At 59.5% G+C, this 11245-nt stretch carries 12 protein-coding genes and 2 tRNA genes; 1 reads left to right on the forward strand and 13 read right to left on the reverse strand.

The genetic code is table 11. The features are described from left to right. Window positions 1–84: 84 nt before the first annotated feature. Window positions 85–1368, reverse strand: a complete 1284-nt coding sequence (gene serS, locus DWZ22_RS06990; RefSeq protein WP_117734698.1) for a serine--tRNA ligase — start codon at window positions 1366–1368, stop codon at window positions 85–87. Window positions 1369–1479: 111 nt separating this feature from the next. Here serS and DWZ22_RS10310 point away from each other — a divergent pair, with 111 nt between their 5' ends. Continuing rightward, window positions 1480–1653, forward strand: coding sequence for a DUF6724 family protein (locus DWZ22_RS10310; protein ID WP_171025133.1), 174 nt, complete (start codon window positions 1480–1482; stop codon window positions 1651–1653). 156 nt (window positions 1654–1809) lie between these two features. Here the strand turns inward: DWZ22_RS10310 and proC are convergent, their stop codons facing one another. The 12 genes from proC to DWZ22_RS07050 form a co-directional block, all read right to left on the reverse strand. Next, entirely contained in the window at window positions 1810–2580 is a 771-nt protein-coding gene (gene proC, locus DWZ22_RS06995) for a pyrroline-5-carboxylate reductase (RefSeq protein ID WP_117734699.1), read from the reverse strand. A 73-nt stretch (window positions 2581–2653) separates the two neighbouring features. Further along, on the reverse strand, window positions 2654–3124 hold the full coding sequence (gene rlmH, locus DWZ22_RS07000) for a 23S rRNA (pseudouridine(1915)-N(3))-methyltransferase RlmH (protein ID WP_118405775.1): 471 nt from the start codon (window positions 3122–3124) through the stop codon (window positions 2654–2656). 6 nt (window positions 3125–3130) lie between these two features. Then, window positions 3131–4069, reverse strand: a complete 939-nt coding sequence (locus tag DWZ22_RS07005; RefSeq protein ID WP_117794003.1) for an SPFH domain-containing protein — start codon at window positions 4067–4069, stop codon at window positions 3131–3133. Window positions 4070–4457: 388 nt separating this feature from the next. Further along, a tRNA-Leu gene (locus DWZ22_RS07010) sits at window positions 4458–4544 on the reverse strand. 43 nt (window positions 4545–4587) lie between these two features. Further along, the gene (locus DWZ22_RS07015) at window positions 4588–5505 is read right to left on the reverse strand and encodes a TatD family hydrolase (protein ID WP_118405776.1); all 918 of its coding nucleotides are present in this window, start codon (window positions 5503–5505) and stop codon (window positions 4588–4590) included. Then, window positions 5495–6355 (reverse strand): 16S rRNA (adenine(1518)-N(6)/adenine(1519)-N(6))-dimethyltransferase RsmA, encoded by an 861-nt coding sequence (rsmA, locus tag DWZ22_RS07020; RefSeq protein WP_118098035.1) that lies wholly within the window; start codon window positions 6353–6355, stop codon window positions 5495–5497. The genes DWZ22_RS07015 and rsmA overlap by 11 nt, the downstream gene beginning before the upstream one ends. A gap of 107 nt (window positions 6356–6462) precedes the next feature. After that, entirely contained in the window at window positions 6463–8064 is a 1602-nt protein-coding gene (gene metG, locus DWZ22_RS07025) for a methionine--tRNA ligase (RefSeq protein ID WP_117634281.1), read from the reverse strand. A gap of 69 nt (window positions 8065–8133) precedes the next feature. After that, window positions 8134–9012, reverse strand: a complete 879-nt coding sequence (rsmI, locus tag DWZ22_RS07030) for a 16S rRNA (cytidine(1402)-2'-O)-methyltransferase (RefSeq protein ID WP_117634283.1) — start codon at window positions 9010–9012, stop codon at window positions 8134–8136. 6 nt (window positions 9013–9018) lie between these two features. After that, entirely contained in the window at window positions 9019–10080 is a 1062-nt protein-coding gene (locus DWZ22_RS07035) for a glycoside hydrolase family 5 protein (RefSeq protein WP_117634285.1), read from the reverse strand. Window positions 10081–10471: 391 nt separating this feature from the next. Next, a tRNA-Phe gene (locus DWZ22_RS07040) sits at window positions 10472–10544 on the reverse strand. 123 nt (window positions 10545–10667) lie between these two features. Beyond that, on the reverse strand, window positions 10668–10952 hold the full coding sequence (locus DWZ22_RS07045; protein ID WP_118405777.1) for a ribbon-helix-helix domain-containing protein: 285 nt from the start codon (window positions 10950–10952) through the stop codon (window positions 10668–10670). After that, entirely contained in the window at window positions 10952–11218 is a 267-nt protein-coding gene (locus DWZ22_RS07050) for a hypothetical protein (RefSeq protein WP_117734706.1), read from the reverse strand. Before DWZ22_RS07050 ends, DWZ22_RS07045 begins: the two co-directional genes overlap by 1 nt. Window positions 11219–11245: the final 27 nt, after the last annotated feature.

The raw sequence follows: 11245 nt of genomic DNA on the forward strand, positions 1-11245 counted from the left end.
CTGTCCGCACGGCATGGTATGGACCTGCGCACGAAATAGGGCGCCCCCGAAGGAGCGCCCTTGCATATCCCCTATGCAGCCAAGTTACGCGACCGGCTCGATCTTCTCGAGACCGCCCATGTAAGGACGCAGAACCTCGGGGATCGTAATGGTGCCGTCGGCGTTCTGGTAGTTCTCCAGAATGGCGGCCATGGTGCGGCCGGCCGGCAGGCCGGAACCGTTGAGAGTGTGCAGGTAGCGCGAACCCTTGAAGTTCTCGGGGTCACGATACTTGATGTTGGCGCGGCGAGCCTGGAAGTCACCGCAGTTGGAGCAGGAGCTGATCTCCTTGTAGGCGTTGTAGCTCGGCAGCCAGACCTCGACGTCGTAGGTCTGACGGGCAGAGAAGCCCAAGTCGCCGGTGCACAGGCTAATCACGCGATACGGAAGGCCCAGCTGCTGCAGCAGGTACTCGGCCTCGGCGGTCATGCTCTCGAGCTCCTCGTCGGACTCCTCCGGCTTAGCGAACTTGACCATCTCGACCTTGTCGAACTCGTGCTGACGGATGATGCCGCGGGTGTCGCGACCGGCGGAACCGGCCTCCTCGCGGAAGCAGGGGGTGAAGGCGGTGTAACGGCGCGGCAGGGTGTCGGCGTCGAGAACCTCGCCGGCGTGCAGGTTGGTGAGCACAACCTCGGCGGTAGGGATCAGGAAGTTGTCGCCCGAGACGTGATAAGCGTCGTCCTCGAACTTGGGCAGCTGCCCCGTACCGAACATGGTCTGACGCTTGACGACGATGGGCGGCCACCACTCCTTGAAGCCACGACTCGTGTGCGTGTCCAAGAAGAAGTTGATGAGGGCGCGCTCAAGACGGGCGCCGGCGCCACCGAGAACGGTAAAACGGCTGCCGGAGAGCTTGTTGCCGCGCTCGAAGTCGAGGATGTCCAGATCGGTGCCCAGATCCCAGTGCGGCTTAAAGTCGAAGTCGAACTCGCGCGGGGTGCCCCAACGACGGCGCTCAATGTTCTCGTCCTCGTCCTTGCCGTACGGCGTGGCCTCGCAAGGGATGTTGGGCAGGTGAGCCATGAAGTCATACTGCTCCTGCTCGAGAGCGCCTCGGCGCTCGGCCAGACCGTCAATCTTCTCGTTGACGGCGCGCACGGCCTCCTTGGCGGCCTCTGCCTCGTCCTTCTTGCCCTCCTTCATCAGGGCGCCGATCTTCTTGGACTCGGCATTACGCGTAGCCTGGAGCTCCTCGACCTCGGTGATGACGGCACGGCGCTCGTCGTCGAGCTCAAAGAACTTCTCGCGATCCCAAGATGTCTGGCGGTTAGCCATGGCGACATCGATGGCATCGGGGTTCTCGCGAACAAACTTGATATCAAGCATTAGATCCTCCGGCGATATACATTCCATTTAGGTTGCAACCTTGTACATGTATGGGCAAGTATATACTTATGAGCGTTTACGACCCAACTCAACTACGCAAGAAGGCACCCAATGGACGCAGTTTTTTCCTTTTTGTTTGGCACCCGCACCGGTTTTGCCATCCTTTTCGCCGGCGGCATCCTGCTGTTTGCGATTCTTGCCTTTGTAATGGAGAAGCGCACCCATAAGATGTATGTCGACCGCGGCCCCAAATCCGAGGACGAAGAAGACGGCTTCTGGGACTAACCGACCAAAAAGGGACAGGTTTATTATGGTCGGTTTTATCTGGGCAAACGCAAGCGCCCCGCAACTGGAATTGAGCCAGTTGTGGGGCGCTTTTTCCACACAAGACAAAACCGCAGGAAAAACCTGCCAAAATAAACCTGTCCCTAAATGGCAGGTTTACTGGAGGGTGGCGTCGATGGCCTTGACCAGGGCGCTGCGCATGCCGGCGTCCTCGAGCGCGACGACGCCCTTGATGGTGGCGCCGCCGGGCGAGCATACGGCATCCTTCATCGCCGCAGGATGCTGGCCGCCTACAAGCTGCAGTTTTGCCGTACCCAGCACCATCTGGCTCACGATGCGGTAGGCATCGGCGCGCGGGATACCGTGCTTGACGGCCGCATCGCCCAAGGCCTCAATCGCCATGGCGACAAATGCCGGTGCGCAACCGCCCACGGTACCGCCCACAAACAGCAGGCTCGTGTCGAGCTCGACGACGGCGCCAAGCTTACCGAGCAGGTCGAGCACAACAGCACGTTGCTCGTCGTTGAGCGTAGAGGACTTCTCGCAGGCGATAACGCCCTCGCCCACTGAAACCGGCGTGTTGGGCACCGTCGAGATGTGCGCGACACCCGGCAGGACCTGTTCCCACTTGGCGCTGTCCCAAGTCCAGGCGACCGAAAGGACAACCTTGTCGGCAAGAATGTCCTTGAGCGGAGCGAAGACCTTCTCGATCATGTACGGCTTGACCGCAGCAACCACGATATCAGATGCGGCGACAACCTCCGCCGCATCATGGCAGGCGACCATCCCACGCGCCTCGCAGCGCTCAACCAAGGCGTCGTAGCGGCCCGCGCAGGCGCATATGTCGCTCGCAGTCACACCGGCGGCAATCCAGCCATCGGCCATGGCGCTCGCCATATTGCCAAAACCGACAAATCCGATTTTCATATCACATAGTCCTCTCAGACGCATTCCTCAAGACGAAAGGTATTGTCCCACGTCATTGTTTCGTATTGCCGACCTATTTGTGATACGGCTCGCCACGGCTGATCTTGCAGGCACGGTAAATCTGCTCTAGCAGCACTACACGCGCCAGGTTATGCGGCAAGGTAATGCGTCCAAAGCTGAACATCTCGTCGGCTCGTGCGCGCACGTCATCGCTCACGCCGTCCGAACCGCCGATTACAAAGGCAATGTCGCTGCTGCCTCGCAGCATAAGATCGTCGAGCCTCGCCGAGAGCTCCTCACTCGAACGCTCCTTGCCCTCAATAGCCAGCAGGATCACATGCGCTCGAGACGGCAAGGCAGCAAGAATCGCCGCCCCCTCCTTGTCACGCGCGGCATCCACGCCGCCCGCCTTGGCCGGGTCGATATCGGCCACCTCGCGGATATCCACCTTGACATAGGCGCCCAGGCGCTTGGTGTACTCGGCACACGCGTCCTTCCAAAAGCGCTCTTTGAGCTTGCCAACACAAACGACGGTGTATTTCACGCGTGCCTACTCCTTCGAACCGTTTTGAACTTTGCCGGCGGTCAGCATCTGCTCGAACATAGAGGCCGACTGCGAGAAGTCGCTCGGCAGCACGACCGTCGAGGTTTTACCCATGCGAGCAAACTCCGTCATCATCTCGGACCACTGCGTAAACATGAACAGTTGGTTGGCCTCATCGTTGCCAACACCTGTCTCCTGGATAATCTCGAGCGAGTCCTTAATGCCCAGAGCGATCGCCTTGCGCTGGTTGGCGATGCCCTCGCCCGCCTTTTCCATGGCCTCGGCTTCGGCGGTCGCCTCGGTGACGCGCTTGATGCGGTCGGCCTCGGCGAGCTCCTGTGCCGCAGCGCGCTTGCGCTGGGCGGCGTTGATGTCGTTCATAGAGTTCTCGACCTCAGTCGGCAGTGCGATCTTGGTAATGAGCGTCGACACGAGGGTGAAGCCGTAGGCAGCCATCTGCTCGGAAACGGTAGCGTTAACATCCTTGGCGATGTCATCCTTCTTGGCAAAGACCTCATCGAGTGTGTAGACGGGAATCGAAGAGCGCAGGGCGTCGGTGATGAAGTCACGCATCTGGTCGACGGGCTCCTGCAGCATATAGTAGCTCTTGTAGATGCCCGAATCCGCCGGGCCAGCACCCATGTCATAGCTCACGTGATATTGAGCCGAGACCTCGAGGCCGATAGTCACATTGTCCTGAGTCTTAACGTCGATACCAAAACCGTTTTTCATCGTGCGCAGGCTCACCGTGGCAGCTTTACGGTCGACTACGGGCACCTTCATGTGGAAGCCCGCGTTGACGATGCGGTTGAACTTGCCTAAGCGTTCGATGATCACAGCATGCTGCTGTTCAACGACATAGCAGGCGCTGGGCAGCAGCAGCAACAGGATGATGATGGGAATCAAAAGGCTGGTAAGGGCGGCGATGATACCGGAAAACAGCATGGTCTCTCCTCTGATAGGCACACGTTGGGACTAGGATACCCGCACGAAGCAGCTGTGTGACACCAACAAGAGGACCCGTGGTCAAAAAAGACCAAATATGAGTACTGTTACCAGTTTAGTAACAGCGTATTTGGGTCAAAATCGCCTCTTTGAACCCGAAGTCTATCGAAATTACTTCATTTCGTCTCATGATTGAGTCAAATTAGCGTACATCTGTTGCGTAAAATGAGCAAAAATGGCTTCGTGAAATGTCTCTATTTTCGTGCCAGTACTCATATTTGCCACTTTTTGACCGCAGGGGCATCTACCGCGCGAAATCGATAGGTCAAATCTGCCAAAAACGGCCCGTAACAAAAAAGCTCCCATTGCTGGGAGCTCTTTCATTCAATGGTGCGGGCGAAAGGACTTGAACCTTCATGGGGTTGCCCCCATACGGACCTGAACCGTACGCGTCTGCCAATTCCGCCACGCCCGCGTGCAGGAATTAGAATAACGGAGCGCCACCGTGAACGCAAGAACTATTTTTGAAAAAGTTTGCAAGCATTTTCCCAAGCGGCTTGCGCGATTGTTTCGGCGTCCTCACCAGTGCGATCGACACGGTCGTTGACCAGCGTGTTTGCCGTGATTGAAATCATTGCCGGCTCGCACTCAAGACCTCGAATGGGCTCCGGCGCCATATACGGGCAATCCGTCTCGAACAAAATGCGGTCGAGCGGGGTCGCCGCAAATGCCTCGCGCACGTCGTCGTTGCGCTTAAAGGTGGCCGCACCACCATAGGCGATATAGCAGCCCAGCTCCACAAAGCGCTCCATCGTGGCGCGGTCCTCGCCAAAGCAGTGCAGCACACAACCGGCCTGGGGCACGCCCACCTCACGAAGCACGTTGTAGGCGTCCACGTGCGAGGTACGCTCCGGGTCCGTGTCCTCGTGACGCAGATGCAGCTCCACCGGCACGTTACGGCACACGGCAAGCTCGAGCTGGCGCGCCATACAGTCAATCTGCACGTTATGGGGCGCCGGCGCGATATCGTCGTCATAGTCCATGTGGTAGTCCAGGCCGATTTCGCCAATACCGGCGCATAAGGGGTCATCGAGTGCGGCAACGACCTGTGCGTGAACATCGTCGGTATAGTCCGGCGCGCCATACGGATGCACGCCGGCAAGATACTTGATCTGCGGGATATCCTGCATCGGCAGAATCTCGCGCGTCAGCCAGTCGCTATAGTCCGTCACGCTGCGCTTATCGGCAATAGGGTCGAAGATCGTCACCAACAGGTCGACGCCCGCGGCTTTAGAGCGCACGAGCGTCTCGGGCACTTCCTTGCCCCAAAACGAAAGCAGGTGCGCATGAGTATCAGCGAGCGGCGCCAAGGGCTCCGGACAGGCGACCGTTTTCTTTTTCTTGGTAAACGTCACACGTTCGGCATTAGGCATCATGGATGAGCTCCTGGGCCAGACGGACAAAGTCGGCAACATCGAGTGTCTCGGCTCGCGTGGCCGGCGCGATACCGCAAACCTCAAAGGCGGCATCGAGCACGTCCTTGGCAAAGCCGTTGGCGCTCATGGAATTGCGGATAGTCTTGCGACGCTGAGCAAATGCGGCGTCGATCACGCGGGCCACAAACTCGCAATCGAGCCCCTCGGGCACCACGCCGTCAACGCGGTCGATGCGCACGACGGCTGAGTCCACATGCGGCGCCGGCATAAAGCAGCGCGGCGGCACCTCAAAGCGACCCGTCACCTGCGTATACAGGCCGAGCTTTGCCGTATAGCCGCCATAGGTCTTATTGCCCGGCGTCGCGGCAATGCGATCGGCAACCTCCTTTTGCACCATGACGACGGCACGCTTGAGCGCCGGCATCGTCTGGAAAAATTGCAAAATGATCGTCGCCGCCACGTTATAGGGCAAGTTCGCGACAAATACCGTGGGCTCGCCGCCAGCAGCCTGCTCAATCTGCTCCGGGCCCACCTTGAGCGCATCGCCCATAATAAAGCGGAAGTTGGCATAGTCGGCAGCATGGGCATCGAGCACCGGCTCGAGCTCGGGATCGGCCTCGATCGACGTGACGCACGCAGCCTCCTGCAGCAGCGCAAGCGTGAGCGTGCCAACACCCGGACCCACCTCGAGTACGCGCTCGTCACCTGCAAGCTCGGCAAGCTCGCAGATACGCTCAATCACATGGTTGTCGATTAGAAAGTTCTGGCCCAGGCGATGCTTGGTCGCAAGGCCAAACTCCTCCAGCAGCTCCCTTGTTGCCGTGGGGTTTGCCAAAGGCGAAGTTGTCATAGTTGCCTCCTTAGCATGGTGGCGACGTCTTGAAACAAAAGGGCATGGACCGTTGCGGCCATGCCCTTACACCTAAACTGCGAATTGCCGATATGGCGCGCGGTGTCTTAGCCCAGACGCGGGAACAGCGGCTCGCCCTTCTCGACGGGAGCGCCGCCGGCAAGCAGACCCCAAGCGCAAATACCCTTGAGATCGTCGCTTGCGGCCTCGTCCTCGCAGGACAGACGGCGCAGAGCCTCGGCAGAAGTCTGAGGCATGAGCGGCATCAGCAGGTGGGCGGCGATGCGGATGGCTTCGAGCAGGTTGTAGATCACAAACGCGAGCTCGTCAGCCTTGGCCTCGTCCTTGGCAAGCGCCCAAGGCTCGGAGTCCTCGATGTAATGGTTGGCGGCGTGGATGAGCTCCATGACCTCGTCCTTGGCTCCACCGTAATCGAGCACGTCCATCTTGGCCATATAGCGCTCAACCAGGCCATCGGCAATCTTTGCCAGCGGGTTGTCGAACGCATCGAACGATGCGGGCTTGGCGGGCGCGCAGCCGTCAAAGTACTTGCCGCTCATGTTGAGCGAACGCGAGATAAGGTTGCCCCAGCTGTTGGCCAGGTCGGCGTTGTAGACCTGCTCCATGCGATCGAAGCTGATGGCGCCGTCGGTGCCGGGCACCACGTCGGTCATGAAGTAATAGCGATAGCCCTCGACACCCAGCATGTCGATGACGTCCTGCGGAGCGATGGCGTTGCCGCGGCTCTTGGACATCTTCTCGGCCTTGCCGGTCTCGGCATTGCGCACGGTCAGGAAGCCGTGGGCAAAGACGTGCTCGGGCAGGGCCTCGCCGATGGCCATAAGCATGGCGGGCCAAATGACGCAGTGGAAGCGGATGATGTCCTTGCCCACGATGTGGAACTGCGCGGGCCAGCGATAGGCCAGCTCGGCACGGGCCTCGTCGGTGTCGACACCGTAGCCGACAGCCGTCATATAGTTGAGCAGGGCGTCGAACCACACGTAGGTCACGTGGCCCTCATCAAACGGAACCTGAATGCCCCAGTCAAAGCTCGTGCGGCTCACGGAAAGATCGTTGAGGCCGCCCTCGACAAAGCTGCGCACCTCGTTCATGCGGAACGCAGGCTCAACAAAGTCGGGGTGCTCGTCATAGAGCTTGAGCAGCTTGTCCTGGAAGGCGGAAAGTTTAAAGAAGTAAGACTCCTCCTGCACGCGCTCAAGCGGACGGTGGCAATCGGGGCACAGGTGCTGACCGACGCTGCCGTACTCCTCGTCACCCTTCTGGACCTGCGTATCGGTGAAGTAGGTCTCGTCGGGCACGCAATACCAACCATCGTAGCTGCCCTTATACAGGTAGCCGGACTCCTTCATGCGCTCCCACAGGTACTGTACGGCATGATGCTGGCGCGGCTCGGTGGTGCGGATGAAGTCGTCATTGGAGATCTCGAGCTTGTTCCACAACTCCTTGAAGTGCGGAGCCTGGCTGTCGGTCCACTCCTGCGGCGTCATGTTGTGCTTGGCTGCGGCCTCGGCGACCTTCTCGCCATGCTCGTCCATGCCGGTCAGGAACTTGACGTTGTAGCCGGCAGAGCGGCGATAACGAGCCTGGACGTCGGCGATGATGGTGGAATAAGCCGTGCCCAGGTGCGGATCGGCGTTGACGTAGTAGATGGGCGTCGTGATAAAGAACGAAGGCTTGCTTTGATCCATGGGGTTAGTCCTCCAGAAAAACGTTGCATACAGGGGATGATTCTAGCGCAAGGGCTGGATATCCTCCATCTATTGCATATCGAGCACCATGGCATAGACATCGCGCTTGCGGCGCGAATACTTCTGAGACAGGCGCTTGGCCACCGCAGAAGCGGGCTCCCCCTCCTCGAGCGCGGCGCGGATATCCTCGCGCAGGGCCTCGTCGGGATCTGCCGCCGCAGCGCCAGCCGGCACGATGCCGGCCTCCTCGTCCTCACTCGGCGGCGCGATGACCAGCGCAATCTCGCCCTTTACCTCGCCACGAGCACGCAGCTCCTCGGCAAGCTGGGCGGCGGGCCCACGCAAGACCTCCTCGTGTAGCTTGGTGAGTTCGCGGCAGACGGCAACCTCACGCTGGGGAAAGACCTCGGCCACAGCCTCGAGCGTCGCCACGATGCGATGTGGAGACTCGTAGAAGATGAGCGCGCCGGGCACCACGGCAAGGCGCTGCAGACGGCGCACGCGGTCACCGTGCTTGCGGCCCAAAAAGCCCTCGAAGAAAAATTGCTCGCAGGGAATGCCGGACGAAACGAGCGCCGTGACGCAAGCAGAGGGCCCGGGGATAACTTCGACGGGCACATCGGCCTCGCGCGCTGCCTCGACCAGCGCCTGGCCGGGATCGGACACGCTCGGCATGCCGGCGTCCGAGGCAAAGGCGAGGGTTTCCCCCGCCAGCAGACGGTCGACCAGGCCGGCGGCGCGGCTGGCGATCACATTCTCGTCGCAACGGACAAGCGGCTTGGAGATACCCAGGTGCATTAGCAGCTTTGACGTCACACGCGTGTCTTCGCAGCAGATGGCATCGGCGGCGGCAAACGCCTCGCCAACGCGCGGGGACAGGTCTCCCAAGTTGCCGATGGGCGTGCCGACCACATAGAGTTTGCCCGTATGGGCGCTGTTTTGCGTCATATCAACCTATTCAATCATGCCGCGCTCGAGCGTACCGAGCGCCGCGCGGGCATCCCATGCCGCAATACGCTTCTCGGTCTTCCACGTTTGGAAGAACCAACCGGCAGCCGGCGCAAACGATGCCAGCTGATTGGCGATGAACACGCGCTCGTAGGCATTGCGGCCCTCGGGCGTAACCGACGAGTTGGCAAAGATCGCCGCACCCGACCATTCGCCCACCAGCACGGGGAACCCCGTCGAAATCGCTTCTTTAAGCTCGCGCTTGTTACGCGAAATCGCCGTCGTCAGCCCGCGGGGGCTCGTGATGTCGAGTGCATACTCGTCACGGTAATGGTACAGGTGAAGGTCCATGTAGACGTTCTTGTACTTGGTGCCGCGCATAAAATGCTTCCACTCGCTGGGATACCCCGAAGACGAGAAGACGACGATTTTATCCTCGGGCATATACGAACGGACGAGCTCGTAAGCATCGCGATAGAAGTTGCGCAGGTAGTGAGCAGGAATGCCATCCGTCATGGTAAAGAGGCTCTTGCGGACGCTCATCTGCGGCGTGTCAAGCAGCTCAATGCCCAGCAGGCTCTCGGCCTCACCGTAGCGATCGGCCAAACGCTCGAGCACGTCGAGTGCGACATGGCGGCCGTTAGTGGACGAATGCCACTCGGCAACAGCCTCCGGCGTGGTGGGCGAATCGTTGGAATCGCCCTGACCACCGGGCACAGTTGCCAGGTCAAGCAGCACGCGAATGTTGTACTTGGCAGCCCACTCAATCGCGCGGTCGATGTAGTCGACAACCGAGATGTAGGAGGCATCGGACTCCTGTGAGCCAAAGGCATACCAAGGCACCGGCAGGCGCACGGCGTTGAGGCCGATCTGCGCCATACGGCGAAAATCGTCCTCGCTCACAAACGTCTCGTAATGACGGCGCATGCGCTCGTTATAGGCGGCGGTGCCCATGGCCTCCTGTAGCTCAGCCGCGTTGGATGCGCCGGTCGCCGCATACAGCGACGGGGTCACCCAAGGCTCGGGAATAAACCAGCCAGAGAGATTAACGCCGAGTATCCTCTCCATCACTGCCCCCTTCGGATCGTGCAGGTCGAGCCCGCATCGTATTGCATAGGAAAAGTATCGTTTTGAGTATACCCGCGCGTGCGGACAGGCGACCGAATGGTCTGAAAAGTGACGCAAAAGCGGGAGGAATGTCTGGGATGCGCTTTCCGCAGGGGACTACATAAAAGAAAAGGACCCCTTTGCAGAGGTCCTAGTCAATTCAAGGTGGCGGGGAAGGGAATCGCGTCCGCGCGCTGCGCGGACGGACCGCTGCGGCGCTTGCGCGCCTTGCGAGCTGCGCTGGCAAACGCTTACGCGTTTACTCAGCTCCGCGCCCTCACGGTGTTCGATTCCATGTGGGGGCTGCATAAAAGAAAAGGACCCCTTTGCAGAGGTCCTAGTCAATTCAAGGTGGCGGGGAAGGGAATCGAACCCCTGACACGAGGATTTTCAGTCCTCTGCTCTACCAACTGAGCTACCCAGCCATTTGAGGTGTGCCTTGTTTCAAGGCTTGATTAGTATAACCAAGGACGCGTTCCGGTCAACCGAGAATTTTAAAAAAGTTTTTGAGCGCAGTCTCGGTTCTATAAATCGGCACGTCAGAGGCATCAGCCGGAAGCAAGAAGTTTTTCACTCAGAGCCGCACGGGCAAACTCACTTGGCGTCATCCCCTCGACAGCCGCCCGTCGACGAATGGCCTCCTTCATTCCCAGAGGAATCTTGACCGACAGCGTTGCCGTCCCCTCACCTGAGAGTGGGGGCCGTCCATGCACAATCCCACCAACGGTGTGTTCGCCATCCGGAAACTCTCCGCGCTCGTACGACTTGCACCACGCGTCAATCATTTCATCCGTTACAACCTGACCATTAGCGGCCGTATACGTCTTGCCCATCATCGACCCCTTTGCCGAGTCTGTTCAATCTTCTGCCAAAATTTCTTCTGGACTGGAGACAAGGCATGAATGATAAGCCACCCACGGACAAGCTCGACCGCGACAAGCTCCACGCTTCGTCCGTCTGGGAGCCATCCAATCGCAAGCCATCTCGGCGGCTCGTCCTTCGACTCGCGACGAATGCACTCAGTAACCGCAAGCCAGGCGCTAAGCACCTGCTTTTCCGTCAGGTGCTTTTTAGCGTTGGGATGGATCTCAACATCCATGCATCTTCTCCTCCATCTTACCCAATT

Source organism: Collinsella sp. AF31-11, assembly GCF_003475605.1.
In the GTDB taxonomy this organism is placed as follows: Bacteria; Actinomycetota; Coriobacteriia; order Coriobacteriales; family Coriobacteriaceae; genus Collinsella.

Bases quoted from the DNA above. Each gene is read 5' to 3' on its own strand.
- serS (WP_117734698.1), bottom strand. From the start codon at position 1,368: ATGCTTGATATCAAGTTTGTTCGCGAGAACCCCGATGCCATCGATGTC.
- rsmI (WP_117634283.1), bottom strand. From the start codon at position 9,012: ATGACGCAAAACAGCGCCCATACGGGCAAACTCTATGTGGTCGGCACG.
- proC (WP_117734699.1), bottom strand. From the start codon at position 2,580: ATGAAAATCGGATTTGTCGGTTTTGGCAATATGGCGAGCGCCATGGCC.
- DWZ22_RS07045 (WP_118405777.1), bottom strand. From the start codon at position 10,952: ATGGGCAAGACGTATACGGCCGCTAATGGTCAGGTTGTAACGGATGAA.
- DWZ22_RS07035 (WP_117634285.1), bottom strand. From the start codon at position 10,080: ATGGAGAGGATACTCGGCGTTAATCTCTCTGGCTGGTTTATTCCCGAG.
- metG (WP_117634281.1), bottom strand. From the start codon at position 8,064: ATGGATCAAAGCAAGCCTTCGTTCTTTATCACGACGCCCATCTACTAC.
- DWZ22_RS10310 (WP_171025133.1), top strand. From the start codon at position 1,480: ATGGACGCAGTTTTTTCCTTTTTGTTTGGCACCCGCACCGGTTTTGCC.
- DWZ22_RS07050 (WP_117734706.1), bottom strand. From the start codon at position 11,218: ATGGATGTTGAGATCCATCCCAACGCTAAAAAGCACCTGACGGAAAAG.
- DWZ22_RS07005 (WP_117794003.1), bottom strand. From the start codon at position 4,069: ATGCTGTTTTCCGGTATCATCGCCGCCCTTACCAGCCTTTTGATTCCC.
- rsmA (WP_118098035.1), bottom strand. From the start codon at position 6,355: ATGACAACTTCGCCTTTGGCAAACCCCACGGCAACAAGGGAGCTGCTG.
- DWZ22_RS07015 (WP_118405776.1), bottom strand. From the start codon at position 5,505: ATGATGCCTAATGCCGAACGTGTGACGTTTACCAAGAAAAAGAAAACG.